Here is a 25,044-nt window from a genome sequence, read left to right as displayed (position 1 = left end):
GGCGCACCTTTTTTCATGTCCCGGGGTCACGTGGTCGGACGGGCGGCCCGGAAAAAGCCGGCCCGCGATGGGCCGGCCCAAAGGGGCCTCAGTTGTCGCGGGCCCGCTCCAGCGCGCGGTAGGCGGCCACGTTGCGGTTGTGCTCATCCAAAGTGGTGGCAAAGTTGTGCCCGTCCGACGGATCAAGCGTGCGCGCCACGAAATAGATGTAATCCGTGTCCGCCGGGTTCAGCGCCGCCTCGATGCTCGCCCGGCCCGGGTTGGCGATGGGCGTGGGCGGCAGGCCGTCGATCACGTAGGTGTTGTACTCGGTCCGCGCGCGCAGCTCGGACTGGCGCAGGCCGCGGCCCAGCGGCCCCTCTCCTTGCGTGATGCCGTAGATCACCGTGGGGTCGGTCTGCAGGCGCATGCCGCGGTTCAGGCGGTTGACGAAGACGCTGGCCACCTGCGGGCGCTCCTCGGGGCCGCCGGTCTCCTTCTCGATGATCGAGGCCAGGATCAGCGCCTCCTGCGGCGTCTCCAGCGGCAGGTCATCGGCCCGCTCGGCCCAGGCCCGCGCGAGGCGCAGCTCCTGCGCGTCCTGCATGCGGGTGATCAGCGCGGCGCGCGTGTCGCCCGGCGTGATCTCGTAGCTGTCGGGCGCGAGCGAGCCCTCTTCGGGCACGTCCACCTCGCCCTCGAGGATGTCGACCTGCTTGAGCTCCTCGATCACCTGCCAGCTGGTCACGCCCTCGGCCAGCGCGACGCGGTAGCGGGTGTCGCCGGCAGCGCGCACCTCGGCATAGATGTCGGGCGCGCCCTCGGCCGGATCGAAGCTCGCCTGCTCCTCGTAGCGGCCGGTGGCGGGGTCGATCTCGCGCACCTGCACGGTCGCGCGAGTGATGCCGATGCGATAGACCACCTCGGTACCGCAGGTCGAGGCGCCGCCGCGGGTCACGATATCGGTGATCTCGGACATCGAGGCGCCCTCGGGCACGAGATAGCTGCCCGCCTTCAGCTGCTGCGTCCGGTCGGTGTAATCCGCGCCCAGCCGGAACAGCACGGCGCTCTTGATCGCGCCGCGCTCGGCCAGGTTCTCGGACACGCGACCCATGTTCGTGCCGCGCGGCACGTCAAGGCAGATCGGCTGGGGCAAGGGCCCCTCGGCGCTGTATTCGCTCTGCGCCCAGATCAGCACGCCGCCCAAGAGAAAGACCGCGACGACCAGGAAGGTCAGCGCGTTCGAGGCGATGTTGCGCCACATGAAAGCTTACTCCGTTTTCCCGAAGATCACGCTGGCATTGGTGCCGCCGAACCCGAAGGAGTTGGACAGGGCATAGGAGATCGCGCGTTCGCGCTTGGCATTGGGCGCCAGGTCGATCGCGGTCTCGACCGCCGGGGTGTCGAGGTTGATCGTCGGCGGCGCCACCTGGTCGCGGATCGCGAGGATCGAGAAGATCGCCTCGATCGCGCCGGCCGCGCCCAGAAGGTGCCCGGTCGAGGATTTGGTCGAGGACATGGTGACCGTGCCGGCCGCATCGCCCAGCATCCGCTCCACCGCGCCCAGCTCGATCACGTCGGCCATGGTCGAGGTGCCATGCGCGTTGATGTAGTCCAGCGCCGCCGGCTCCAGCCCGGCATCGCGCAGCGCCGCGCGCATCGAACGCTCGCCGCCCTCGCCATCCTCGGAAGGTGCGGTGATGTGATAGGCATCCCCCGACAGGCCGTAGCCGCAGACCTCGGCATAGATCTTCGCGCCACGCGCCCTTGCGTGTTCGTATTCCTCCAGCACCACGACGCCCGCGCCTTCGCCCATCACGAACCCGTCGCGATCGGCATCATAGGGGCGGCTCGCGGTCTCGGGCGCATCGCCGCGCTTGGTCGACAGCGCCTTGCAGGCGTTGAACCCGGCAATCCCGATCTCCGAGATGGCCGCCTCGGCACCGCCGGCGATCATCACCTCGGCATCGCCATACTTGATCAGCCGCGCCGCGTCACCGATCGCATGCGCCCCGGTCGAACAGGCCGTGACCACCGCGTGGTTCGGCCCCTTGAAGCCGTACTTGATCGAGATGTTGCCCGAGATCAGGTTGATCAGCGCGCCGGGGATGAAGAAGGGCGACACGCGCCGCGCGCCCTTGTCGCGGATCAGGTAGGCCGTCTCGGCGATGGCGTTCAGCCCGCCGATGCCGGAGCCGACCATGACACCGGTGCGCAGCCGGTCCTCCTCCGACTCGGGCTTCCAGCCGGCATCCGACACGGCCTGCTCGGCCGCGGCTATGCCGAAGCGGATGAACTCGTCGACCTTCCGCTGTTCCTTCTTGTCCATGTAGAGATCGGCGTTGAACGTCCCGTCCGTCCCGTCGCCATAGGGGACCTCGCAGGCATAGGTCGTGGCCAGGTGGCTGGCATCGAACTTGGAGATCGTGCCGGCGCCCGACTGCCCGTCCAGCAGCCGCGACCACGTTTCCTCGACCCCGCAGGCCAGCGGCGTGACAAGTCCCAACCCCGTGACCACAACGCGACGTGCCATGGCTCTGCCCTTCCTGTTATTCGTTCGCAAACGCTCTTACCGTGACCCGGCCTCCGGGGGCAAGAGCGGGCCGGCCCGCAGGCTCGGCGGAATTCGGCACGCCCAGGGCATCATCGCCCCAGAACGCGCCTGCCCCCTCTTTGGTCCGAAAATATCCCGAGGAGCGCGAGGGGCCGGCCCCTCGCTCCCGCCCGCGCCACGGATCCGACGCCCCCGGTCAGGCCCAGTCGCCGCCAAGATCGTCCCGCGCCCGCTCGATCCAATGCTCGCGCAGCCAGTCGCAGGGCCGCGAGCGGCGGATGACCGAGCCGGCATAGCCGTCGATCGCCTCGTCCATCTTGGGATGGCCGTGGAAACAGACCACGCGGGCATCGTCGGGCAGGCGCGGCGCGCGCAGGTAGTTCAGCGGAAATGAGTTGCAGTCATACTTGAACGACACGACCCAATCGCCCGGGATATAGGTGAAAACCCCGCGCTCCAGCGCCTTGTGCGAGGTATAGCGCTGCTCCGAGCCGCGCGCCGCCTCGACCTCGGCATAGGGGTTCGCGGCCAGATCGTCATACAGAAAGCCGTGCTGCGCCGGGTCGAACCGGAAGACCGAGCCATGTCCGGTGGGCCGGCCCTTGCGCTTCTCGGTCCAGTCATGGCGCATGGCGACGGTGCCGGGGGCCAGGTCGTGGATCGCATCCAGCGATCCCGTGATCACCACGTCCAGGTCGAAGCCCAGCACCGGCCCCTCCAGGTCGGGCACCAGCCCGGGGCGGAAGAGCGAGGTCTTGCGCATCGCGCCCTGCCGGTTGGCCACCGCAAGCGCGGCGTTCATCGGCTCGGCAAAGGGTTCCACCGGCAGGTCCAGCACCTCGATCTCGGGATGCAGCCCCTCGGCCCGGTCGGTCATGCACATGAAGCGCAGCGGGCGGGTCATGTGCCGGCGCACCCCGGAATAGAGCCGGTTGACATATTCGGGGCCGAAGGCGGTGCCCCACTTGATGCACATGATGTTGACGCGCTGCATGTCCCGTCCCGGCCCGTTCTGCGATCCGCCTGCCCTTAGCAACTTGGCCGGCGGAAGGCCAGCGGGCTTGCGGAGGGTCGCCTGCCGGCATATCCTGCGGCCAGTTTCCCGGATTGCGGAGGATGATCATGGAGCTTGTCACCCGCCTTCGGGCCGCGCCGCTCTGAGCTGACGGCACCGGCCCGCGCCTCACGTCCCCGCTGCGCCCCGCAGCGGGCCCCATCGTGATGACTACGGGACCAGATCATTGACCAAATCCACGCTTTCCGACCTGGGATGGTCGGATCACTTTGCCCGCCAGGTGGATCCCGGCGCGGCCTCCCTCACCCCTGCCCGCCTGACCGAGGTGCAGCGCGACCGGCTGCGCGCGCTTGGCCCGGACGGCGCGATCACGCTCATCCCGACCGAGCCCGCCGGCGCCTATGCGGTGGGCGACTGGGTGCTGTGCGAAGACGGGCGCGCCCTCACGCGGCTGGCCGCACGGACCGAGCTCGCCCGCCGCGCCGCGGGGCGCGAGGCCCGGGTGCAGCGCATCGCCGCCAACGTGGACACGCTCGGCATCGTCACCAGCTGCAACGCCGATTTCAACCCCTCGCGGCTGGAGCGCTACCTTGCCATGGCGCTGGCCGCGGACTGCCTGCCGCTGGTGGTGCTGACCAAGGCCGACCAGAGCGACACGGCCGAGGGCTTTCGCCGGCAGGCTGCGCGCCTGTCGCCGCTGGTCACCGCGCTGACGCTGGACGCCACCGACCCGGAAGAGGTGGCCCGCCTGCACCCGTGGTGCCGCGACGGGCAGACCCTGGCGCTGGTGGGCTCCTCGGGCGTGGGCAAGACCACGCTGCGCAACGCGCTCAGCGGCGATGCGGCGGCGGCCACGCAGGGCATCCGCGCCGATGACGCCAAGGGGCGGCACACCACGACCTTCCGCAGCCTCGTGCCGACCCGCGCGGGCGGCTGGCTGATCGACACGCCGGGCATGCGCGAGCTGCAGCTGACCGAGATGCAGGAGGGCATCGACGAGGTGTTCGAGGATATCTCGGAACTGGCCGCGCGCTGCCGCTTCTCGGATTGCCGCCATGCCGAAGAGCCGGGCTGTGCCGTGCAGGGGGCGATCGCCCAAGGCACGCTCGACCCCGAGCGGCTGCGCCGCTGGGAGAAGCTGCGGCGCGAGGATCTCTACAACAGCGAGACCGTGGCCGAGGCGCGCGCCCGGCAGAAGGGCTTTGCCCGCATGGTCAAGGGCGCCCAGAGCAAGGGCCGGCGCAAGCGCGACCCGAACCGCGCGGGCTGAGCGACGCGCGCGCCCGCGGGCAGGGAATACCCCCTGCCCGCACGCCGCCGGTCAGCCCAGCGGCATGCGCTGCTCGGCGATGCCCGCCCACCAGGAACAGCCCGCCGGGATGGCCTCGTCGTTGAAATTGTACTCGGGGTGATGGACGCGCGCCGTGTCGCCATTGCCCACCAGGATATAGGCGCCGGGGCGCTCTTCCAGCATGTAGGCGAAATCCTCGCCCCCCATGACCAGCGGCGCATCGGCACATTCGCCCGCGACCGAGCGCGCCACGTCGGCGGCGAAATCGGTCTGGTCCTCGTGGTTGACCATGACCGGGTAGTTGCGCTTGTAGACCACCTCGGCCGAGGCGCCGAAGCCGCGGGCGATGTTCTCGCACAGGGCGGTGACGCGCTCCTCGGCCAGGTCGCGGTTCTCGGGTGCCAGCGTGCGCACCGTGCCGCGCAGCGTCACATGGGCCGGGATCACGTTGAAGGCGTGGCTGGAGGTCTCGAAGGAGGTGACCGAGACCACGATCTGGCTGACCGGGTCGGCATTGCGGCTGACGATGGTTTGCAGCGCGGTGACGATCTGCGCCGCGCAGAGCGTCGGGTCGACCGTCTCCTGCGGCTTGGCGGCGTGGCCGCCCTTGCCCTTGATGGTGATCTGCAGCTCGTCCGTGGCGGCAAAGAAGGCGCCGGGCCGGATCGCGAAGCTGCCCACCGGCAGGCCCGGCCAATTGTGCATGCCATAGACCTCATGGATGCCCCAGCGCTCCATCATGCCGTCATCGCACATGACCTTGCCGCCGCCGCCGCCCTCTTCGGCGGGCTGGAAGATCACCACCACGGTGCCGTCGAAATTGCGCGTCTCGGACAGGTATTTCGCCGCGCCCAGCAGCATGGCGGTGTGGCCGTCATGGCCGCAGGCATGCATCGCGCCGGGCGTCTTGGAGGCATAGTCCAGCCCGGTCGCCTCGTTGATCGGCAGCGCATCCATGTCGGCGCGCAGGCCGACCACCTTGCCCGAGCCGGTCTCGCGCCCCTTGATGACGCCCACCACGCCGGTGCGGCCGATCCCCTCGACCACCTCGTCGCAGCCGAATGCGCGCAGCTTCTCGGCCACCAGCGCCGAGGTGCGGTGCGTCTCGAACAGGATCTCGGGGTTCTCGTGGATGTCGCGGCGCCAGGCCGTGATCTCGTCCTGCAGCTCGGCAAAGCGATTCTTGACGGGCATGTGTCTCTCCTTGTTGCGACGCGATCTCAACCGGGGCGCCCGGCCCCTTCGGCCAGCGCGGCGAACCAGCTGGCGCCGATGGGCAGGATCGCGTCATTGAAATCATAGGCGGGGTTGTGCAGCTCGGCGCTGTCCCCGTTGCCGAGGAACATAAAGGCCCCCGGCCGGACCGCAAGCATGTCCGAGAAATCCTCGCCCGCCATCAGCGGCACGGCCTCGCGCGAGACCGCGTCACTGACCGTCTCGGCGGCCCGCGCCGCGGCCTCGGCCTCGGGCGCGGTGTTGACGGTGGGCGCGACGCCCGATTTGTAGCGCAGCCGCGCGGTGACGCCATGGGTCCGGGCCACGCCCTCGGCGATCTCCTCCATCCGGGCATGGATCCGCGCACCGAGCCCGGGCGCCATGTAGCGCACCGTGCCCTTCAGCTCGACCTTGTCGGGCAGCACGTTGTAGGTGTCGCTGTCCGAGCGCATCGAGGTGACCGAGACCACGACGGGCTGCTGCGCGTCGATGCTGCGCGACGCGATGGATTGCAACGCCACCACCAGCGAGGCGGCGGCAAGGTTGGTATCTGCCGCCTGGTGCGGCATGGCCGCGTGGCCGCCCGCACCGCGCAGGGTCAGGCGGAAGAAATCCGCCGCCGCCATCATCGTGCCCGGCCTGATGGCGAACTGCCCGGCGGGCAGGCCCGGCAGGTTGTGCATGCCATAGACCGCCTCGACCCCGTAGCGGTCGAACACGCCGGCCTCGACCATGGCCCGCGCGCCGCCGCCGCCTTCCTCGGCTGGCTGGAACAGCGCCACCACCGTGCCGTCGAAGCCGCGCGTCTCGGCCAGGTAGCGCATCGCGGCCAGCAGCATCGTGGTATGCCCGTCATGGCCGCAGGCATGCATCCGCCCCCGGCGGGTCGAGGCATGGGCCACCCCGGTCGCCTCGGTGATGGGCAGCGCGTCCATGTCGGCGCGAAAGCCCAGCACCGGCCCCGGCCCGCGCCCCTTGAGCACCGCCACGACGCCGGTCCTGGCGATCCCCTCCTGCACGTCGTCGCAGCCGAAGCCGCGCAGCCGTTCGGCGACGAGGGAGGCCGTGCGTGTCTCTTCCCAGCGCAGCTCGGGATGACGGTGCAGGTCATGGCGCCAGGCGGTCAGTTCCTCTTGCCACTCGGCGATACGGTTGCGGATCGGCATGGGCGTCCCCTCGCTGGCGGGCAGATGGCCCGATAGGCCATGGCCGCATATTCGCGACCGCGCCGTCAAGGGATGTGTGGTGCGGGAGGTGGTGCGGCCCGGCGGCGGGTGCGTGGGAGGCGTCGGATTTTCGAGTATTTCTGGAAAGATGAAAGAGGACGTGGCGCCTTACGCCGGATGTGGTGCGTGTGGCGGTTGTGGTGGGGTGTTGGTTTCGAGGGATCCTTCGGGTCCCCGGACATCTGATCCGGGGATGTGGTGGGCTTGGGGATGGCGGGCGGTCTGCGGCAAGCTCAGGCGAGATCGTCGAGCAGGCGGCGCATGAAGGCCTCGCCCTCGGCGAATTGCGCGCAGGTGATGTATTCATCGGGCTGGTGGGCCACCTCGATCGATCCCGGGCCGCAGACCACGGTCTTGTAGCCGGCGGCCTGGAAATGGCTGGCCTCGGTGCCGTAGCTGACGAAATTGTCGCTGTTGTCGCCGGTCAGCCGGCGGACCAGCGCCTCGGCGCTGTTCTCCTCTTCGGGGGCGAAGGGCGGCAGGGCGAATTTCTCGGTCACCTCGATCCAGGCCTCTGGGCGGATCTTCTGCATCTGGCGGGTCAACTCCTCGGTCTTCTGGCGGAAGAGCGTGCGCCACTGGTCCAGCGTCTCGCCCGGGACCACGCGGAAGCCGAAGCCCAGCTCGCAATCCCTGGCCGCGATGTTATGCGCGGTGCCGCCGCGGATCATGCCCACATGCGCATTTGTGTAAGGCGGGTCGAACTGCCCGGCCATGCCGCGCGGCGGGGCAGCCTGCAGCTCGTCATTGAGGGCATTGGCCCAGTCGACCAGCTTGGCCGCCCACATGATGGCGCTGACCCCGGTATGGAGCAGCGAGGAATGCACCTCGTAGCCATGCACATGCACCCACCAGTTCACCCCGCCCTTGTGGCCGGAGACCGCGCGCATCATCGTGGGCTCGCCCACGATCACGTCGCTGGCCCGGGGCAGGCCCGCCATGGCCTCGATCAGGGGCGGCGCGCCGGCGCAGCCGATCTCCTCGTCATAGGAGAGCGCCAGTTGCAGCGGGCGCGACACCCCACGGCGCTGCGCCTCGACCAGCGCCCAGATGGCCAGCGCGTCGAACCCTTTCATGTCGGTGGTGCCGCGCCCGTAGAGGCGGCCGTCGCGCTCGGTCACGGTGAACGGGTCGGTGGACCAGTCCTGCCCGTCCACCGGCACGACGTCGCTATGGCCGGAGAGCACCACGCCGCCGGGCGCGCGCGGCCCGGCATGGGCGAAGAGCGCGGCCTTGCCGGGCTCGTCCGGCTTGACATGGCGGTGCACCTCGACGCCGTGCCCGTCGAGATAATCCTGCACCCAATCGATCAGCGGCAAGTTGCTGTCGCGGCTGACGGTGGGAAAGCCGACCAGCCGGTCCAGCAGGGCACGGGGAGAGAGCAGCTCGGCCATCGGTCACCTGTTCATTCCATTGCGGATGGGCATGGGTCTCATGGCAGGGCGATATCCGCAACCACCGGGTAATGGTCCGAGGGCCAGTCCCCCGCGCGCCGGCCGCGCAGCGTCCAGGGGCCGCCCGATAGCACGATGCCGCCCGCCCGGCCCATGCGGTCGATCGCGGGCAGGATGTCGAGGCCGCGATTGAAGTGGAAGGTGGCGCCCCGGGGCTCGGACAGGGTCAGCCCCGCCGCGCGCAGCAGCGCCACCGTGCGCCAGGCCGCGGCCGCGTTCATGTCGCCCAGCACCAGCACGGGCCGCCCCGCCTGCAGCACGGGGGCCAGATGCGCGGCCAGGCGGCGCGCGGCGGCCCGGCGCTTGGCGGCGTCGCGGAAATGGAAATGCACGTTGTAGACCCGGAAGACCGTCCCGTCGCGATCGGCGAAATCGGCCCAGGCGGCGTAGTAGATCCAGAATCCCGGGCGGGCCTTGTCCCGGTCGACGATCTCGGGCGGGTCGAAGAAGAACCAGCCCTGGTCGCGCAGCGCCAGCCGGTCGGTGCGGTAGAAGATCGGCTGGCGCGTCGGGAAGCGGCGCCAGTCGCCGGTCGCGGCCAGCCCGTAGCCCGGATTGCGCGCCATGAGCCAGTCGCGCGCGAGGTTCAGGTCGCGATTCTCGTCCGGGCCGATGCTGACCATCTCCTGGAAGGCGACGAGATCGGCATCGGCCTCCTTGAAGACGGCGTCGAGCGCGTGCTTGCGTGCCTCCCAGTCGGCGCGCGACCACGGCCCCTCGGCCCGTGTGGCGCGGATGAAATGCACGTTGTGGCTGGCCACGCGCAGCGTGTCGGGCGCGCGCGGCGGCAGCGGCACCGGCCGGGCGCAGGCCGCCAGGGTCGCGACCAGCAGAAGGACAAGGCAGAGGGCGCGCGGCGGCGCAGGGCGATGTGCCGCCTGCGCGCCCTGCCCCACGGCCCGCCTCAGTACCCGCTATCGGTGGTGAGCACGAAATGCTCGGGCGCGACCTCCTCGTAGCGCGAGGGCTCGGCCGTGTAGTCGATCGGGTGGATCGGCGAGGGGATCGGCTTGAAGTTGAGATCCTTCTCGGTCTTGCGGCGATGCGGATCGGCGATCGGCACCGCCTTCATGAGGGCGCGCGTGTAGGGGTGGCGTGGATCCTCGAAGACCGAGCGGCGCGGGCCGATCTCGACGATGCGCCCCAGATACATCACGCCGACCCGGTGGCTGACCCGTTCGACCACGGCCATGTCATGGCTGATGAAGAGGTAGCCCAGCCCCAGCTCGGCCTGCAGCTCCATCATCAGGTTGAGCACCTGCGCCTGCACGCTGACATCGAGCGCGCTGACCGCCTCGTCCGCCACGATCAACTTGGGGTTGAGCGCGAGCGCGCGGGCGATGGCGATGCGCTGGCGTTGACCGCCCGAGAGCTCGTGCGGGTAGCGGCGCATGAAACTGCGCGGCAGCTCCACCCGGTCGAAGAGATTGGCGACCCGGTCCATCACGGCGCTGCCGGTCTCGACCTTGTAGTTGTGGATCGGCTCGGCCACCTGGTCGGCCAGCTGCAATTGCGGGTTGAGCGAGGCGAAGGGATCCTGGAAGATCATCTGCATCTCGCGCCGCTCGTCGCGCAGCTGCGCGGGGGTGAGCTTCATCACGTCGACGCCGTCCAGCTCGATCCGGCCGGAAAGTGGCTCGACCAGGCGCAGGATCGAGCGGCCCGCGGTGGACTTGCCGCAGCCCGATTCCCCCACGAGGCTCAGCGTCTGGCTCTTGTTGAGGGTGAAGGAGACGTCCTCGACCGCGTGCACATTGGCGACGGTGCGGCGGAAGAAGCCGCCCTTGACCTCGAATCGCGTGGTCAGGTTCTCGACCGTCAGCAGCGTCTCGTTGGTGCCGGGGATCGGCTCGACCTTCTGGTCGGGCCGGCCGACCAGCCGCATCGGCTCGGGCAGGTCCTTGCCGGTCATCTCGCCCAGCTTGGGCACCGCGGCCAAGAGCGCCTGGGTATAGGGGTGCTGCGGGTTCTCGAAGATCTCCTCGACCGTGCCCTCCTCGACCTTGTTGCCGCGGAACATGACCACGACCCGGTCGGCCATCTGCGCCACCACGGCCATGTCATGGGTGATGAACATCACCGCGGTGCCGGTCTCGCGCTTGAGACGGTCGATCAGGGCCAGGATCTCGGCCTGGATGGTCACGTCCAGCGCTGTGGTCGGCTCGTCCGCGATCAGCATGCGCGGCTTGCAGGCCAGCGCCATGGCGATCACGACGCGCTGGCGCATGCCGCCCGACAGCTCGTGCGGGTACTGTTTCAGACGCCGCTCCGGCTCGGGGATGCGCACCTCCTTGAGCAGCTCCAGCGCCCGCGCCTCGGCCTCGGATTTCGACATGCCGCGATGCACGCGCAGCCCCTCGGTCAGCTGCCGGCCCACGGTGAAGACCGGGTTGAGCGCGGTCATCGGCTCCTGGAAGATCATGCCGATCTCGTTGCCGCGGATGGTGCGCATCAGGTTCTGGTCGGTCTGCGCGAGGTCGACCTGGTCGCCTTCCTTGCGCTCGAAGATCAGCCGGCCGCCGGCAATCTCGCCGCCGCCGAACTCGACCAGCCGCATCAGCGACAGCGACGAGACCGATTTGCCCGATCCCGATTCGCCCACCACGCAGACGGTCTCGCCCGCGCCGATCTGGAAGGACACGTCCTCGACGCCCACGACGGTGCCGTCCTTGGTCTGGAACTCGACCCTGAGCTGGTCGATCCGGGCGACGGGTGCGGGATCGGTGGCGTCGAGCATGCTGTGGTCTCCCCTGCGGTCTGGGCTGCAAGGCTAGGGCGGCAGGATGCGCGGTGTAAAGCCTCGCCGGGCCCTTCCTTTAGGCAATGCTTGCATTTTGCGCAGCAACTCGTTTCGATGGAGCCGTGCGGAGGTGTTTTTTGACGGTTGTCCGGTCCAGCGGTTGCATGGTGGTACGGGCAGTGCATGACTCTTCCCACCACAACCACGAAGGCGCGGGCCGCCGAAGCCCGCCCGCCCAACATGGAGTATGACATGAAACTCAAGACCCTGCTGCTGGGGGCCGCCGCATCCGTCGCCCTGGCGCCCGCCGCCTTTGCCGAGCGCGGCTCGGATGGCGACGTCAAGATCATCTACTGGCAGGCGCCCTCGATCCTGAACCCCTTCCTGTCCGGCGGCACCAAGGACGTCGAATCCGCCTCGATGATCATCGAGCCGCTGGCGCGCTACAATTCCTCGGGCGAGCTGGTGCCCTGGCTGGTGGACGAGGTGCCCACCGTCAACAATGGCGGCGTCAACGAGGAGCTGACCCAGATCACCTGGACCCTGTCCGAGGGCATCCTGTGGTCCGACGGCACGCCGCTGACCTCCGAGGACGTCAAGTTCACCTATGAATACTGCACCCATCCCGAGGGCGGCTGCGCGCAGGTGACCAAGTTCGAGGGCGTGACCTCGGTCGAGACGCCTGACGAGCGCACCATCGTCGTCACCTTCGACGGCCCCACGCCCAACCCTTACGGTCCCTTCGTGGGCGGCGAGAGCCCGATCCTGCAGAAGGCGCAGTTCGAGAACTGCCTCGGCGCCAATGCCTCGACCTGCACCGAGGAGAACTTCAACCCGATCGGCACCGGCCCGTTCACCGTCACCGAGTTCAAGCCGAACGACGTGATCACCATGGCCGCGAACGAGAATTTCCGCCATCCCGACAAGCCGGCCTTTGCCACCGTGACCTTCAAGGGCGGCGGTGACGCGGCGGCCGCGGGCCGCGCGGTGATGGAGACGGGCGAGTTCGACTATGCCTGGAACCTGCAGCTGGCCCCCGACGTCATCGCCGAGATGGAAGAGGGCGGCATGGGCGTGCCGGTGGCCGGCTTCGGTCCGCTGCTCGAGCGCATCATGCTCAACAACACCAATCCCAGCCCCGAACTCGGCCCGGACGAGCGGTCGGTCGTGCGCCCGCACCCGTTCCTCGGCGATCCGGCGGTCTACAAGGCCATGTCGATGGCGATCGACCGGCCGCTTCTGGTCGAGATCGGCTATGGCCAGGCCGGTCGCGTGTCCTGCTCCTGGGTGCCGGCGCCTGCCGCCTTCGCCATCGAGGTCGAGGGCTGTGACGTGCAGGATCTCGAAGGCGCCGCGCAGATGCTGGACGATGCGGGCATCGTCGACACCGATGGCGACGGAATCCGCGAGAAGGACGGCGTGCCGCTGTCGATCGTCTACCAGACCTCGACCAACGCCGTGCGCCAGGACTTCCAGGCGCTGATCAAGGAATGGTGGGAATCGATCGGCTTCGAGGTCGAGCTGCGCAATGTCGACTCCTCGGTCTTCTTCGGTGGCGACCCGGGCAGCCCGGACACGTTCCAGAAGTTCTATGCCGATGTCGAGATGTACGCCAACACCTTCAACGGCACCGACCCGCAGGCCTACCTGGGCAACGGGCTGTGCGACAAGAACCCGCGCCCCGAGACGCAGTGGCAGGGCGAGAACATCTCGCGCTTCTGCGACGAGGAATACGACGCGCTGCACCGTGAACTGTCGGCCACGGCCGACATGGAAGAGCGCTCGCGCATCGGCAAGGAACTGTCGCGCATGGCCTTCGAGCGCGGCATGATGATCCCGCTGGTGCATCGCGGCCGTCTCTCGGCGCATTCCAACACGCTGGGCGGCGTCGACCTGAACGTCTGGGACAGCGAGCTGTGGAACGTGGCCGACTGGTACCGGATCGAGGAGTGATCCACGCCAGCGCGCGGAGGACGTAACGGGGCGCCAGCGCCCCGTTACACCGGCCCCGCGACACCCATGCGCAGGGTGGGTGCCCTCACCCGCCCTGCCCCATACCACCCCAGATCCCGGGACCCTCGATGCTCACCTACGCCACGCGACGGCTCATCCTGTCGATCCCGACCCTTCTGTTCATCAGCTTCGTGGTCTTCATGCTGCTGCAACTGGCGCCCGGCGACCCGATGGCGCAGGTGCCGCTGACGGTTCCGGCCGAGGTCAAGCAGAAGATGCGCGAGGCGCTCGGCCTCGGTCAGCCGCCCCTCGTCCAGTACTGGAAATGGCTGGTCCAGGTCTTCTGGATCGAACCGCAGGTGCTGTTCGACCACCTCTTCGGCACCTCCTTCTCAGAGGGCAAGCTGCGCGTCATCTCGTGGCAGACCCGCTCGCCGGTCATGGACATCGTCGTCCAGCGCATTCCGCAGACCCTCTGGGTCGTCGGCGTGGCCTATGTGGTCGCCATCCTGATCGCCCTGCCCATCGGCATCTATTCCGCCTATCGCCAGTACTCGGTCTTCGACCAGGCCGGCACCTTCGTGACGATGATCGGCTTTTCGATCCCGCCCTTCTTCACCGGGCCTTTGCTGATCGTGATCTTCTCGGTCCAGCTGGGCTGGTTCCCCTCGATCTACGACACGACCCATGTCGTGAACGACTGGGCCAGCTTCAAGATCCAGCTGCAGCAGATGATCATGCCGGTCATGGTGCTGGCGCTGCAGATCACCGCCCAGCTGAGCCGCTACATGCGCGCCTCGATGCTCGACAACCTGGGCCAGGACTATGTCCGCACCGCCCGCGCCAAGGGCCTGTCCGAGGCCGTGGTGGTCAACATCCACGTGCTGCGCAACTCGATGATCCCGGTGGTCACCGTGATCGCGCTGGGGGTGCCGGCCATCTTCGGCGGCGCCATCATCACCGAGAACGTGTTCAAGGTGAACGGGATCGGCCAGCTGCTGCTGACCGCGCTCTTTGCCAACGACCTGCCCATGGTGATGACGCTGACCTTCATCTTCGCGGTGCTCATCGTGCTCTTCAACCTGATCGCCGACATCCTCTACGGCGTTCTCGACCCCAGGATCCGCTATGACTGACAGCCCGCAGGACGATGCCATCGTCGCCGGCACGGCCGGTCCCGCCGCCATCGAGGCGCTTCAGGACACCGAGCCGTCCAAGCCGCCGCGCTCGCGCGGGCGCGACGTCTGGGACCAGTTCACCAAGCACAAGGGCGCGATGTTCGGGCTGGGCTTCCTGGCCTTCATCACGCTGGCGGTGCTGATCGGCCCCTATATCTGGACGGTCGACCCGCAGAAGCTCGACATCCGCAACAAGGACATGCGCCCCATCTACACCGCGCTCTGGGACGGCGATGCCAAGGTCAGCTGGGCCAAGCCTCTGGGCTCGGACCAGCTGGGCCGCGACAACCTCGCCCAGATGTTGGCCGGCGGGCGCGCCTCGATGGCGGTGGGCTGGGCGGCCATGGTGCTCAGCCTCGTGATCGGCACGGCGATCGGCGTGGCGGCCGGTTATTTCAAGCGGCTGGACGGCCCGCTGATGCGGATGACCGACCTGTTCCTGTCGCTGCCCATCCTGCCCTTGCTGTTGGTCGCGGTGACGCTGTTCCGACAACCGTTGCGCGCCAATTTCGGGCCCGAGGGCGGCATGTTCATCCTGATCGTGACGGTGATCGCCATCACCTCGTGGATGCCCACGGCGCGCATCGTGCGCGGCGACGTGCTGGCCATCAAGGAGCGGGAATTCGTGCTCGCCGCGCGCTCGATCGGGACGCAGGACGGCAAGATCATCCGCCGCCACCTGCTGCCCAACGTGCTCTCGCCCATCATGGTCTCGGCCGCGCTGGGGCTGGCCACCGCGATCATCACCGAGTCGGCGCTGAGCTTCCTCGGCGTGGGCTTCCCGTCGGATTTCCCGACCTGGGGCAAGATGCTGGCCGACGCGGTGCAGCGGATGGAGCGCTTCCCCGAACGCGTCATGCTGCCCGGGATCGCGATCTCGCTCACCGTGCTGTCGGTCAACTACCTGGGCGACGGGCTGCGCGACGCGCTGGATCCGCGGATCCGCGGCCGCTGAGCCCGCGCACCAGAAAGGGACGACCCTGCGGGGGGCGCTGCGGCGCCCCCCGCTTGCGTTTGCCCTGACCGCGGCCAAAGGGAACCCGCGTTTCGTCCCGCCGGGTTGCGGCAGAACAGCGTTCCCCCGGCCTGGCGCCCCGGTCGCCAGCGACCCCTTGCCAGCACCGGGATCCTGCGCCAGATCCCCGGGATCCCACGCGCGCGGAGATTGCCATGTACGCTTCCCTCGGCTTCGACTCCCTCACCGCCCCGCAGGCGGCGGTCTTTTTCGCCCTGCTGCTCGGCCTGCTCTTCGGCGCGCTGGCCGAACGGACCGGCTTCTGCCTGCGTCGCGCGCTGGTCGGGGCGGACCGGCGCGCCGCCGGCGGTGTCTGGCTGACCGCGCTGGCCGTGGCGCTGCTGGGCACGCAGTCCGCCATCGCCGCGGGCTGGATCGCGTTCGACACCCATCGCCTGCATGCGCCCGACCTGCCGGTGCTGGCGATCGTGATCGGCGGGCTGCTCTTCGGCGCGGGCATGGTGCTGACGCGGGGCTGTGTCTCGCGCCTGACGGTGCTCTCGGCCACCGGCAACCTGCGGGCCCTCATGGTGCTGCTGGTCTTCGCGGTGACCGCCCATGCCACGATGAAGGGCGTGCTGGTGCCGCTGCGCAGCGTCCTGTCCGGCCCCACGCTGCCGCTGGGCGAGATGAGCAGCCTCGCCGCCCTGCCCGGCGGCGCCGCGGCCTGGACCGCGCTCCTTGCCATCGCCGCGCTGGCCGTGGCCGCGCGCTCGGGCGCCCGCCCGATCACGCTGCTGGGCGCGGCCCTGCTGGGCGCGCTGGTGCCCTTGGGCTGGGTCGGCACGGGCTGGATCCTCTACGACGATTTCGACCCCATCGCCCTGCAAAGCCTGTCCTTCACCCTGCCGTGGAGCGACACGCTCTTCTGGACCCTCGCCTCCAGCGCGATCCCCGCCGGGTTCGGCGTGGGGCTGATCGGCGGTGTGCTGGCCGGCAGCTTCCTGTCGGCGGCGGCCGGAGGGCGCCTGGCCTGGCAGAGCTTCACCGCGCCGCGCGAGACCGGCCGCTACATGGCGGGTGCGGTGCTGATGGGCACGGGCGGGGTGCTGGCCGGCGGCTGCACGGTGGGCGCGGGCCTGTCCGGCGTGGCCAGCCTGTCGCTGGCTGCCCTGCTGGCGCTGATCGCCATGGCCGCCGGGGCGCTGGCGCTGCAGGCCGTGCTGGGCCGCCGCACCACCGCGGCCCTTCAGCCCGCCGAGTGATCTCGCGCGCATCGCGCACCACGCGCGGGGGGTGTCGGGGGGCCTGCCCCCTGACGGCCTGCGTGGCCTGAACGCGAACCGACCTGCGCAGGCGCAGCCCTGCGCCGACAGGGACAGCCCGCCGGGGCTCAGAGCTCCGGGCCGCTCTTGTCCATCTCCTCGCGGATCCGGCGGACGATCTTCCAGACCGCGAAGACCACCGGCACGGTGACAAGCGCGGTCAGCATCTCCTTGGACAGCCCCACCGCCTGGCCCAGCGGGTAGAGCAGGTAGCCCGCCAGCGACACCGCGTAATAGCTGATCGCCACCACCGACAGCCCCTCGACCGTCTTCTGCAGGCGCAGCTGCAACTCGGCGCGCTGGTTCATGCTTTCCAGCAATTGCTGGTTCTGCGCCGAACGCCCCACCTCGACCCGGGTGCGCAGCAGGTCGGCGGCGCGCGTGGCGCGGCGGGTCATGCTCTCCAGCCGCGCCTCGGCGCTCTTGACCGTGCGCATGGCCGGATCGTAGCGCCGCATCATGAACTCGCTGAAGGTCTGCCGGCCGAGGAACCGCTCCTCGCGCAGGACCGAGATACGCTGGCTGACGATCGCCTCGTAGGCGCCCGTGGCGCCGAGGCGGAAGGCGGTGCGCGCCGACAGGCTCTCCAGCTCGGCCGAGACCGCCAGCAGCGCGGTCAGCGTGTCCTCCTCGCGTCCGCCCAGCTCGGTCATGGCCTGCATCAGCCCGGTCAGCTCGGTGTCGATCTCGCCCATGCGCGGGCCGATCTCGCGCACGCGGGTAAAGCCCAGCATGGACATGGCCTTGTAGGTCTCGATCTCGCAGAGCCGCTGCACGATGCGGCCGACGCGCCGCTCGCCCACCCCGTCGCGGGCAAAGACGCAGAAGCGCTGGTGCCCGGCCGGGTCGATGCGAAAATCGCCCGCCACCACCGCGTCGCCATCTATCACCTCACTGACCGCAAGGCTTTCGGGCACCAGCCATTTCTCGACCGTCTTCTCGATCTCCGCGTCCTCGCCGCGCGGCACCACGCGGATCATCGCCGAGGTCACCCGCACGCCCGGCGCCTCGGCCAGCCAGTCATCCGGAAAGACGTCGAAATCCGACGGGTCGAAGGGCCGCTCGCCCAGCCCGCCCAGGAACACCGTGTAGGTGACGAACTCGGTATGCTGTTCCCATTTCAGAACATGCTGGCCGATCTCGCCCGAGTAATGCGTGGCGCCGGGCCGCGGATGCTGCGCCCCGTGCCGGTCCAGCAGGTCGATCAGATGCGCGAGGTCCTTGCTCCGGTCGCGCGAGGCTGCGTCATGCGGCTGCTTGATCGCCAGGTACACCGCCCGGCAGGGCGTGGTCAGCGACGGGAACGGGCGCGCATGCAGCTCGTTGGCCAGCTTGAAGCGCAGCGGGTGGTCCTGGATCGGCGGCATCGGGCACTCCCCTTGGTCGCTGTCATACCTGCCCCGCGGCGGGCCCGGTGTAAAGCTGAAAGATGTCGCACTTTCAACACGTTAGCAGAATACCACCGTATACCGTTCCGCGACGGAAGCACCCGTCATCCAGATAGCGCCGCCGGCCGGTAGGACGAGACCATGACATAGCCCTTGCGCGGGCCACGCACCCGCCACCGCGCCTGCCAGCGCGGCCAGTCCGCGAAATCATAGGACACCTCGTAGCGGTCGGGGTCGCACCAATGCGTGTCCGTGCCGCCCCGCGCCGGCACCTGGTGGAAATAGCGGCCATCCTCGAAGAACACCGCGAGGTCGGCAGCCCAGCGATAGCGCCGCTCGGCGGCAAAGCGCCCCTGCCCCGGCATCTCCAGCGTGCCCTGCTCGACATAGAGCGCCCCGTCCCCCTCGGGCCGCCATTCGGCCAAGCCGTCGAACCGCGCCGCGCTGCCGTCATCATGGCGGATCTCGCGCGACAGCGCCCACTGCCCGAGGAAATCGGCCAGCTCACGCGGCGCAAGGTCAAGGCGTGCCCCGCTCATTCCGGCTCGAAGACCCGTTGCGGCGCCGAGAGCGAGACGGCGCTGTCACCTGGCTGCAAGGTGACGACCTGCACGCAATTGCCCGGCCCGTCAGTGACCTGCCAGACATGATCGACAAAGCTGTTCACGTCATAACTCAGGCCAGCCTGAAGCGCGGCATACTCGGTGAGATTGCCCTCGAAATCCACCCAGAGCAGCACGCGGTAGCCGTCGCTGACATTGGTGAAGCGAACCGGCTGCGGCGCGCCCCCGGTGCCCGAACGCAGGCTCTGCACCACGTCGCAGAGTGCCGCACTGGCGGCGGTGGCGGGGTCCAGCGCGGGGGGATCGGGGGTCAGCGTGGCAATGTCGCGGCAGTCCTCGACCAGCCGCGCCGCCTTGTCGCCGATGCCGGCCAGCGGCAGCGTCACCGGGGCCGCGCCCGGGATGGCATAGCTGAGCGGCCCGGCCTCGGTGAATTCCGCCAGGATCGGGTCATCGGTGGCCAGCGGCAGGTCCACGCCGGTGATTCCGACCTCGGCCCCGACGCCCGTGATCCCGGCCTGGTAGAGATAGCTGTCACCGCGCGCATTCCGGATGGTGACCTGCACGCCCGCACCCTCGGCCCGCGGTCCCGGGGCGATCGCCAGCCGCAGCGCGACATAGGGCGCCTGCGCGCCGATGGCACAGGTGGCGCGGGCCTGCACCGCGTCGGTCTCGGGCACGCCGTAGCTCAGCACCAGCTCAGTCTCGAAGATATCCTGCGCCAGATGGCGGTCATAGGACCATTCCCGTTCGGGCTGGGCCGCGGCGGGCAGCGCGCCGGCCAGGGCCAGCAGGACAGGCAGGGACAGACGCGCGTGCATGGGGGCCTCCGATCGGGTGACGGGCAACGCCCCCCACCCTAGGCGGCGCGCGTCCCCGGGCCAACGGTTTTCCTCTGCGACACCGGCATGGATTGTACATGCCGCCCGGCCTTTCTATGAGGGGCGCGACCGGCGCCGCTGCATAGGAAGGACTTCAGATGATCCCGCGTTATTCCCGCCCCGACATGGTCGCCATCTGGTCGCCCGAGACCAAGTTCCGCATCTGGTACGAGATCGAGGCCCATGCCTGCGACGCGCAGGCTGCGCTGGGGGTGATCCCGAAAGAGAACGCCGAGGCCGTCTGGACGGCCCGCGATGTCGAGTTCGACGTGGCCCGCATCGACGAGATCGAGGCCGTGACCAAGCATGACGTGATCGCCTTCCTGACGCATCTTGCCGAGATCATCGGCAATGACGAGGCGCGCTTCGTGCACCAGGGCATGACCAGCTCGGACGTGCTGGACACGACCTTCAACGTCCAGCTGGTGCGCGCCGCCGACATCCTGATCGCCGATCTCGAGGGGCTGCTGGCCGCGCTCAAGCGCCGCGCCTACGAGCACAAGGACACGGTCCGCATCGGGCGCAGCCACGGCATCCATGCCGAGCCCACGACCATGGGCCTGACCTTCGCGCGTTTCTACGCCGAGATGGACCGCAACCTCAGCCGCATGCGCGATGCCCGGGCCGAGATCGCCACCGGCGCCATCTCGGGCGCGGTGGGCACCTTCGCCAATATCGACCCCTCGGTCGAGGAACATGTCTGCGACAAGCTGGGCCTCGTGCCCGAGCCGATCAGCACGCAGGTGATCCCGCGCGACCGCCACGCCGCCTTCTTCGCCACGCTGGGGGTGATCGCCTCGTCGGTCGAGAACATCGCCACCGAGATCCGTCACATGCAGCGCACCGAGGTGCTGGAGGCCGAGGAGTTCTTCTCCAAGGGGCAGAAGGGCAGCTCGGCCATGCCGCACAAGCGCAACCCGGTGCTGACCGAGAACCTGACCGGGCTGGCGCGGCTGGTGCGCGGCATGGTGATCCCGGCGCTGGAGAACGTGGCGCTCTGGCATGAGCGTGACATCAGCCACAGCTCGGTCGAGCGCAATATCGGCCCCGACGCCACCGTGACGCTGGATTTCGCGCTGGCGCGTCTGACCGGCGTGGTGGACAAGCTCGTGGTCTATCCCGAGACCATGCTGGCCAACATGCACAAGTTCCGCGGGCTGGTCATGTCGCAGCGCGTGCTGCTGGCGCTGACCCAGGCCGGGGTCAGCCGCGAGGATGCCTATCGCCTCGTGCAGCGCAACGCGATGAAGGTCTGGGAAGAGGGCAAGGATTTCAAGACCGAACTGCTGGCCGATGCGGAGGTGACCGCCGCGCTGACGCCCGAGCAGATCGAGGAGAAATTCGATCTGGGCTATCACACCAAGCATGTGGACACGATCTTTGCGCGGGTCTTCGGCGAGGCCTGAACGGGGCGGTGTCACGCACACGTGATGGGCGGGCGCCTGCCGCAACGTTAGCTCACCGGTCAGATGCAAACCCACGGAGTGTCCCATGCGCAAGTTCCTGTTTCTGACCCTTCTCCTGCCCGGCGCGGCCTTCGCGGCGGGCAGCGACACCACCAGCGCCCCCTCGACCCCGAAATGCGAAGACGGCTTCGTCTATGACAGCGGCACCGACTCCTGCGTCCAGAGCTCCAGCTCGCTGATCGACGAGGGCGAGCGCATCGAGGCGCTGCGCGAATACGCCCATGCCGGTGATGCGGCCGCGGCGCGGGTCGTACTGTCTTCCTTCGCCGACCAGACCGCCGATGCGGTGCTGACCTATCGCGGCTTCCTCGCCCGCAAGGCCGGCGACATGCAGGCCGCGATGGGCTGGTACGAAACCGCGCTGGCCGCCAATCCCGACAACCTGCTGGCGCGCAGCTACATGGGCCAGGGCCTGGTGACCGTGGGCGACTTTGTCGGCGCCAAGCGGCAATATGACGAGATCGTCGCCCGCGGCGGCAAGGGCAGCTGGGCCGAGATCGCGCTGGTCGAGGCGATCACCACCGGCACGACCTACAGCTACTGATCCCTGCAGGGCTTGCCACGGACGGCCGTGCCCGGCGCAGTATCCGCGCAACATGTCGAATGACGACAGGCGATGTCGCGAAATATTTGGACGACGGCCACCCGCGTGCTAGTATGTCAGGTGTTCAACTCGGAGGGCACACCAACATGACGATCAAGTTGCTTCTGGCGGCGACCGCTCTGGCGGTGTCTCCGGTTCTCGCCATTGCGCAGTGTTCGGGACATCAGCAGGTCATGACCTGCGCCGAAGGCACTCAATACGATCCGGACAAGAATGACTGCATAGTGGTCACCGGCTGACCTTCCCTCGGTCGGCACGGTGCGCGGGCGGCTCCTCGGGGCCGCCCGTTTGCATTTCCGGACACGCCCGGCCGATTTCCCGATCAGGCTTAACGGGCCGGAAACCTCGACGCGCTAGGGCTGGGCCTCGACCCCATCGGAGCGTTGCCCCATGTCCGAGCTGCCCGCCCTCGCCGCCCCCTCCGGCACCACGGCCCAGACCCCCAGACCGCCCCTGTCGCGCAAGGCGAAGGCGGCGATCATCGTGCAATTCCTTCTGAACGAGGGCTCGGATGTGCCGCTCTCGGCCCTGCCCGAGGAACAGCAGGCCGAGCTGACGCTGCTTCTGGGCAACATGCGCTATGTCGATCGCGAGACGCTGAACCGCGTGGTGCAGGAATTCACCGACGAGCTCGACTCGGTCGGGCTCTCCTTTCCGGGCGACATGGCCGGCGCGCTCTCGGCGCTGGACGGGCGGATTTCGGCCCGCACGGCCCTGAGGCTGCGCAAGGAGGCCGGGGTGCGCCAGACCGGCGATCCCTGGACACGCATCAACGCCCAGCCCCCCGAGCGGCTGCAAGAGCTGGTGCTCTCCGAAAGCATCGAGGTGGCGGCGGTGATGATGTCCAAGATCGACGTGACCAAGGCCGCGCAGGTGCTCGCCCGGCTGCCCGGCGACAAGGCGCGGCGGATCTCCTACGCGGTGTCCATGACCACCGGCGTGACCCCCGACGCGGTGGACCGGATCGGGCTGAGCCTGGCCGCGCAGATCGATGCCGAGCCGCCCAAGGCCTTCAAGGCGGGCCCCGATGAACGGCTGGGCGCGATTCTCAACTATTCCAACACCGCCGTGCGCGAGGAGCTGTTGCAGAATCTCGAGGCCGAGGATGCGGATTTCGCCGAGGCGGTCCGGCGCGCGATCTTCACCTTCGCCAATATCCCCGAACGGCTGAACGCGATCGACGTGCCCAAGATCACCCGAGACGTGCCCGTGGACACGCTGGCCACCGCCGTCGCCGCCGCGCAGAGCGACGAAGACCGGAAGGCCGCGCAGTTCCTTCTGTCCAACATGTCGCGGCGCATGGCCGACAGCATCCGTGAAGAGGCCGAGGGCAAGGGCAGCGTCAAGACGAAACCGGGCGATAAGGCGATGGGCGCCGTGGTCGCCGCGATCCGCGACCTGGTGGCCATGGGCGAGATCGAGCTGGTCTCTCCCGACGAGGCGGAGTGAGCGCGGGGGCAAGCCGCTTCGAAGCGGCTTGATCCAAGCGGCTTGCAAGCCGCTTTCCACGCGATTTGCAAATCGCGTTTCCAAGGCCCTTCGAAGGGCCTTGCCCCCGGCCCGCAGCCCTTGCGACACCCCGGCCGCCTGCCTAGAACGAAGCGAGTGCAAGCAAGGGGGCCGGGATGTCCACGGACCGCAAATCGTCGGATACCGACCGGCCGCATGGGGGCTGGCGCGACTGGCTGGCCGATCTCGGCCTGCGCGGTTTCGTGGCCACCATGCGCCTTCTGCCGGTGCGCACGCGGCTGCGGCTGACCAGCTGGCTCTTCCGGCGGGTCTTTGCCCCGGCGCTGGGATATCACGCCCGGGTCGCGGGTAATCTGGACCATGTCTGGCCCGGCACCCCGGATGACGAGAAGCGCCGCATCGCCGAGGCCGCCATCGACAACCTCGCCCGCGCGCTGATCGAGAACTACGACCCGCAGGAGATGCTGGCCCGCGGCGCCGCCTACCCGGTCGGCGGGCCCGGCCTGGCCGCTTTCGAAGCCGCGCGCGCCGAGGGGCGCCCGGTCGTGCTGCTCTCGGGCCATTACGGCAGCCCGGTCTGTGCGCGATGTGCGCTCGTCGCGCGCGGCTACGAGGTGGGCGGGCTGCTGCGCGCCATGTCCAACCCCTATTCCAACGCGCGCTACGTGCAGAACTACCGCGACGTGGGCGAGCCGGTCTTCGTGCAGGGGCCCGGCGGGCTGAAGGCACTGCTGCGTCACGTGCGCGGTGGCGGCGTGCTGGCCATGCTCTTCGACGTGTTCGACAGTTCGGGCGTGCCGATCGACTTCCTCGGCCAACCGGCGCCCACCGTGACCTCTCCCGCCGATATCGCGCTGAAGACGGGGGCGCTGTTGATCCCCTATTTCGGGATCCGGCGCGCCGACCGCTACGGGTTCGACGTGGTGCTGGAAGAGCCGATCGCCCATGGCGACCCGGTCGAGATGATGCGCGAGGCGACGCTGCGGCTCGAGGCGCGCATCGAGGCCGATCCCGGCCAATGGATGTGGACGCATCGGCGCTGGAAACCCAAGCGCCAGAAAAAGCGTCAGCGCAAGCGGGCCGCCGCCACGATGTGACCGAAGCGCGGCTCCTGCACGATCACCACGACCGGTGCGTCGCCATCCAGCGGAAAGCGCCCTTCGTAGGTGCCGGTGCCGTCCCAGCGGTCGACCAGCGCCCAGTCCTCGACGATGCTGGTATAGGTCAGCGTGCGGCCGGCATTCTCGCCCTTGCGGATCCGGGTCTGCTGCGCGGGATCGTAGCGCACGATGTGGATGTCGCAGGGCCGCAGGGCCGAGAGCGCCTCGGCCCGCACCTCGAGCGCGCCGCCCGTGCGCAGGATCTCCAGCCGCACCTCGGCGGGGCGCCCGGAATGGTCCTGGATCAGCTTGGCCACCTTCATCGGGCGAGAGCCGACCACGTCGTCGCTGCCATTGATCACCATCTGCGGCGTGTAGATCCGCCGCCACCCGCCCGAGCGCGCATAGCCGCGCTGGCGCCGGGTGAATTCCGGCCGGGCGAACGGGTCCTTCCAGCCGATGTAATCCCAGTAGTCGACATGCAGCGCCAGCGTGATGACATCCTCGCGCTCGGCCAGATCGGCCAGCAACGCATCGGCCGGCGGGCAGCTGGAACAGCCCTGCGAGGTGAAGAGCTCGACCACCACCGGGTTGTCCTGCGCGGCAAGCGCGCTGCCCAGCGTGGTCCAGATGGCCGCGGTCCAGAGAATGAGCCTGCGCATGGGGATGGTCTCCGACAAGGTGGTG

At 69.0% G+C, this 25,044-nt stretch carries 22 protein-coding genes; 10 read left to right on the top strand and 12 right to left on the bottom strand.

Features of this window, described 5'->3' with window-relative positions:
* Nucleotides 1-88: 88 nt before the first annotated feature.
* The 3 genes from mltG to AVJ23_RS07060 form a co-directional block, all read right to left on the bottom strand.
* Nucleotides 89-1,243, bottom strand: a complete 1,155-nt coding sequence (gene mltG / locus AVJ23_RS07070; protein WP_058861463.1) for an endolytic transglycosylase MltG — start codon at nucleotides 1,241-1,243, stop codon at nucleotides 89-91.
* 6 nt (nucleotides 1,244-1,249) lie between these two features.
* On the bottom strand, nucleotides 1,250-2,512 hold the full coding sequence (fabF, locus tag AVJ23_RS07065) for a beta-ketoacyl-ACP synthase II (RefSeq protein WP_058861462.1): 1,263 nt from the start codon (nucleotides 2,510-2,512) through the stop codon (nucleotides 1,250-1,252).
* Nucleotides 2,513-2,729: 217 nt separating this feature from the next.
* Nucleotides 2,730-3,527, bottom strand: coding sequence for a hypothetical protein (locus tag AVJ23_RS07060; protein WP_058861461.1), 798 nt, complete (start codon nucleotides 3,525-3,527; stop codon nucleotides 2,730-2,732).
* Nucleotides 3,528-3,774: 247 nt separating this feature from the next.
* On the opposite strand from AVJ23_RS07060, the gene rsgA reads away from it, so the two are divergent.
* Complete coding sequence (gene rsgA / locus AVJ23_RS07055; protein WP_058861460.1) at nucleotides 3,775-4,818, top strand: ribosome small subunit-dependent GTPase A; 1,044 nt, start codon at nucleotides 3,775-3,777, stop codon at nucleotides 4,816-4,818.
* 51 nt (nucleotides 4,819-4,869) lie between these two features.
* On the opposite strand, the gene AVJ23_RS07050 is transcribed toward rsgA, so the two are convergent.
* From AVJ23_RS07050 to AVJ23_RS07030, 5 genes are all read right to left on the bottom strand, one after another.
* A complete protein-coding gene (locus AVJ23_RS07050; protein ID WP_058861459.1) occupies nucleotides 4,870-6,033 on the bottom strand; it encodes a M20 aminoacylase family protein in 1,164 nt (387 codons plus the stop codon).
* A 26-nt stretch (nucleotides 6,034-6,059) separates the two neighbouring features.
* Nucleotides 6,060-7,220 (bottom strand): M20 aminoacylase family protein, encoded by a 1,161-nt coding sequence (locus AVJ23_RS07045; RefSeq protein WP_058861458.1) that lies wholly within the window; start codon nucleotides 7,218-7,220, stop codon nucleotides 6,060-6,062.
* A 293-nt stretch (nucleotides 7,221-7,513) separates the two neighbouring features.
* The gene (argE, locus tag AVJ23_RS07040; protein WP_058861457.1) at nucleotides 7,514-8,674 is read right to left on the bottom strand and encodes an acetylornithine deacetylase; all 1,161 of its coding nucleotides are present in this window, start codon (nucleotides 8,672-8,674) and stop codon (nucleotides 7,514-7,516) included.
* 38 nt (nucleotides 8,675-8,712) lie between these two features.
* A complete protein-coding gene (locus tag AVJ23_RS07035; RefSeq protein WP_058861456.1) occupies nucleotides 8,713-9,630 on the bottom strand; it encodes an endonuclease/exonuclease/phosphatase family protein in 918 nt (305 codons plus the stop codon).
* Nucleotides 9,631-9,638: 8 nt separating this feature from the next.
* Nucleotides 9,639-11,471 carry an ABC transporter ATP-binding protein gene (locus AVJ23_RS07030; RefSeq protein ID WP_058861455.1) on the bottom strand — a complete coding sequence of 611 codons (1,833 nt, stop codon included), beginning with the start codon at nucleotides 11,469-11,471 and terminating at the stop codon, nucleotides 9,639-9,641.
* 255 nt (nucleotides 11,472-11,726) lie between these two features.
* Between AVJ23_RS07030 and AVJ23_RS07025 the strand changes: the two genes are divergently transcribed.
* The 4 genes from AVJ23_RS07025 (at nucleotide 11,727) to AVJ23_RS07010 (ending at nucleotide 16,825) form a co-directional block, all read left to right on the top strand.
* Nucleotides 11,727-13,427: a peptide ABC transporter substrate-binding protein gene (locus tag AVJ23_RS07025; protein ID WP_058861454.1), complete on the top strand. Its 1,701-nt coding sequence runs from the start codon at nucleotides 11,727-11,729 to the stop codon at nucleotides 13,425-13,427.
* A 128-nt stretch (nucleotides 13,428-13,555) separates the two neighbouring features.
* Nucleotides 13,556-14,563: an ABC transporter permease gene (locus AVJ23_RS07020; protein WP_058861453.1), complete on the top strand. Its 1,008-nt coding sequence runs from the start codon at nucleotides 13,556-13,558 to the stop codon at nucleotides 14,561-14,563.
* Nucleotides 14,556-15,560 carry an ABC transporter permease gene (locus AVJ23_RS07015; protein ID WP_058861452.1) on the top strand — a complete coding sequence of 335 codons (1,005 nt, stop codon included), beginning with the start codon at nucleotides 14,556-14,558 and terminating at the stop codon, nucleotides 15,558-15,560. The genes AVJ23_RS07020 and AVJ23_RS07015 overlap by 8 nt, the downstream gene beginning before the upstream one ends.
* A gap of 215 nt (nucleotides 15,561-15,775) precedes the next feature.
* Nucleotides 15,776-16,825 (top strand): YeeE/YedE family protein, encoded by a 1,050-nt coding sequence (locus AVJ23_RS07010; RefSeq protein WP_058861451.1) that lies wholly within the window; start codon nucleotides 15,776-15,778, stop codon nucleotides 16,823-16,825.
* 128 nt (nucleotides 16,826-16,953) lie between these two features.
* Here the strand turns inward: AVJ23_RS07010 and AVJ23_RS07005 are convergent, their stop codons facing one another.
* The 3 genes from AVJ23_RS07005 to AVJ23_RS06995 all read right to left on the bottom strand — a co-directional run bounded on the left by AVJ23_RS07005 (nucleotide 16,954) and on the right by AVJ23_RS06995 (nucleotide 19,657).
* Nucleotides 16,954-18,252 carry a DUF3422 family protein gene (locus AVJ23_RS07005; protein WP_058861450.1) on the bottom strand — a complete coding sequence of 433 codons (1,299 nt, stop codon included), beginning with the start codon at nucleotides 18,250-18,252 and terminating at the stop codon, nucleotides 16,954-16,956.
* A 125-nt stretch (nucleotides 18,253-18,377) separates the two neighbouring features.
* Nucleotides 18,378-18,812 (bottom strand): DUF6314 family protein, encoded by a 435-nt coding sequence (locus AVJ23_RS07000; protein WP_058861449.1) that lies wholly within the window; start codon nucleotides 18,810-18,812, stop codon nucleotides 18,378-18,380.
* Complete coding sequence (locus AVJ23_RS06995) at nucleotides 18,809-19,657, bottom strand: VHL beta domain-containing protein (RefSeq protein WP_058861448.1); 849 nt, start codon at nucleotides 19,655-19,657, stop codon at nucleotides 18,809-18,811. Before AVJ23_RS06995 ends, AVJ23_RS07000 begins: the two co-directional genes overlap by 4 nt.
* Before the next feature lie 158 nt (nucleotides 19,658-19,815).
* Here AVJ23_RS06995 and purB point away from each other — a divergent pair, with 158 nt between their 5' ends.
* The 5 genes from purB to AVJ23_RS06975 all read left to right on the top strand — a co-directional run bounded on the left by purB (nucleotide 19,816) and on the right by AVJ23_RS06975 (nucleotide 24,354).
* A complete protein-coding gene (gene purB / locus AVJ23_RS06990) occupies nucleotides 19,816-21,123 on the top strand; it encodes an adenylosuccinate lyase (RefSeq protein WP_058861447.1) in 1,308 nt (435 codons plus the stop codon).
* An 85-nt stretch (nucleotides 21,124-21,208) separates the two neighbouring features.
* Nucleotides 21,209-21,727, top strand: a complete 519-nt coding sequence (locus tag AVJ23_RS06985; RefSeq protein WP_058861446.1) for a tetratricopeptide repeat protein — start codon at nucleotides 21,209-21,211, stop codon at nucleotides 21,725-21,727.
* A 146-nt stretch (nucleotides 21,728-21,873) separates the two neighbouring features.
* The gene (locus AVJ23_RS22595; RefSeq protein WP_099045479.1) at nucleotides 21,874-22,026 is read left to right on the top strand and encodes an adenylosuccinate lyase; all 153 of its coding nucleotides are present in this window, start codon (nucleotides 21,874-21,876) and stop codon (nucleotides 22,024-22,026) included.
* 151 nt (nucleotides 22,027-22,177) lie between these two features.
* Nucleotides 22,178-23,236, top strand: a complete 1,059-nt coding sequence (locus AVJ23_RS06980) for a flagellar motor switch protein FliG (RefSeq protein WP_058861445.1) — start codon at nucleotides 22,178-22,180, stop codon at nucleotides 23,234-23,236.
* Nucleotides 23,237-23,412: 176 nt separating this feature from the next.
* Nucleotides 23,413-24,354, top strand: a complete 942-nt coding sequence (locus AVJ23_RS06975; protein ID WP_058861444.1) for a lysophospholipid acyltransferase family protein — start codon at nucleotides 23,413-23,415, stop codon at nucleotides 24,352-24,354.
* Here AVJ23_RS06975 and AVJ23_RS06970 read toward each other — a convergent pair.
* Entirely contained in the window at nucleotides 24,324-25,019 is a 696-nt protein-coding gene (locus tag AVJ23_RS06970) for a DUF1223 domain-containing protein (RefSeq protein ID WP_058861629.1), read from the bottom strand. The genes AVJ23_RS06975 and AVJ23_RS06970 overlap by 31 nt on opposite strands.
* Between the last annotated feature and the right edge of the window lie 25 nt (nucleotides 25,020-25,044).

This window comes from Pseudoponticoccus marisrubri, assembly GCF_001482405.1.
GTDB classification, from domain to species: Bacteria; Pseudomonadota; Alphaproteobacteria; order Rhodobacterales; family Rhodobacteraceae; genus Pseudoponticoccus; species Pseudoponticoccus marisrubri.
Note: the sequence above shows the minus strand (reverse complement) of the source record. Positions and strands in the feature narration are given on the sequence as shown.

What these genes read in the sequence shown, in the direction of transcription:
- mltG (WP_058861463.1), bottom strand. Translation starts at nt 1,243, where the DNA reads ATGTGGCGCAACATCGCCTCGAACGCGCTGACCTTCCTGGTCGTCGCG.
- fabF (WP_058861462.1), bottom strand. Translation starts at nt 2,512, where the DNA reads ATGGCACGTCGCGTTGTGGTCACGGGGTTGGGACTTGTCACGCCGCTG.
- AVJ23_RS07060 (WP_058861461.1), bottom strand. Translation starts at nt 3,527, where the DNA reads ATGCAGCGCGTCAACATCATGTGCATCAAGTGGGGCACCGCCTTCGGC.
- AVJ23_RS07050 (WP_058861459.1), bottom strand. Translation starts at nt 6,033, where the DNA reads ATGCCCGTCAAGAATCGCTTTGCCGAGCTGCAGGACGAGATCACGGCC.
- AVJ23_RS07045 (WP_058861458.1), bottom strand. Translation starts at nt 7,220, where the DNA reads ATGCCGATCCGCAACCGTATCGCCGAGTGGCAAGAGGAACTGACCGCC.
- argE (WP_058861457.1), bottom strand. Translation starts at nt 8,674, where the DNA reads ATGGCCGAGCTGCTCTCTCCCCGTGCCCTGCTGGACCGGCTGGTCGGC.
- AVJ23_RS07030 (WP_058861455.1), bottom strand. Translation starts at nt 11,471, where the DNA reads ATGCTCGACGCCACCGATCCCGCACCCGTCGCCCGGATCGACCAGCTC.
- AVJ23_RS07025 (WP_058861454.1), top strand. Translation starts at nt 11,727, where the DNA reads ATGAAACTCAAGACCCTGCTGCTGGGGGCCGCCGCATCCGTCGCCCTG.
- AVJ23_RS07020 (WP_058861453.1), top strand. Translation starts at nt 13,556, where the DNA reads ATGCTCACCTACGCCACGCGACGGCTCATCCTGTCGATCCCGACCCTT.
- AVJ23_RS07015 (WP_058861452.1), top strand. Translation starts at nt 14,556, where the DNA reads ATGACTGACAGCCCGCAGGACGATGCCATCGTCGCCGGCACGGCCGGT.
- AVJ23_RS07010 (WP_058861451.1), top strand. Translation starts at nt 15,776, where the DNA reads ATGTACGCTTCCCTCGGCTTCGACTCCCTCACCGCCCCGCAGGCGGCG.
- AVJ23_RS07005 (WP_058861450.1), bottom strand. Translation starts at nt 18,252, where the DNA reads ATGCCGCCGATCCAGGACCACCCGCTGCGCTTCAAGCTGGCCAACGAG.
- AVJ23_RS07000 (WP_058861449.1), bottom strand. Translation starts at nt 18,812, where the DNA reads ATGAGCGGGGCACGCCTTGACCTTGCGCCGCGTGAGCTGGCCGATTTC.
- AVJ23_RS06995 (WP_058861448.1), bottom strand. Translation starts at nt 19,657, where the DNA reads ATGCACGCGCGTCTGTCCCTGCCTGTCCTGCTGGCCCTGGCCGGCGCG.
- purB (WP_058861447.1), top strand. Translation starts at nt 19,816, where the DNA reads ATGATCCCGCGTTATTCCCGCCCCGACATGGTCGCCATCTGGTCGCCC.
- AVJ23_RS06985 (WP_058861446.1), top strand. Translation starts at nt 21,209, where the DNA reads ATGCGCAAGTTCCTGTTTCTGACCCTTCTCCTGCCCGGCGCGGCCTTC.
- AVJ23_RS22595 (WP_099045479.1), top strand. Translation starts at nt 21,874, where the DNA reads ATGACGATCAAGTTGCTTCTGGCGGCGACCGCTCTGGCGGTGTCTCCG.
- AVJ23_RS06980 (WP_058861445.1), top strand. Translation starts at nt 22,178, where the DNA reads ATGTCCGAGCTGCCCGCCCTCGCCGCCCCCTCCGGCACCACGGCCCAG.
- AVJ23_RS06975 (WP_058861444.1), top strand. Translation starts at nt 23,413, where the DNA reads ATGTCCACGGACCGCAAATCGTCGGATACCGACCGGCCGCATGGGGGC.
- AVJ23_RS06970 (WP_058861629.1), bottom strand. Translation starts at nt 25,019, where the DNA reads ATGCGCAGGCTCATTCTCTGGACCGCGGCCATCTGGACCACGCTGGGC.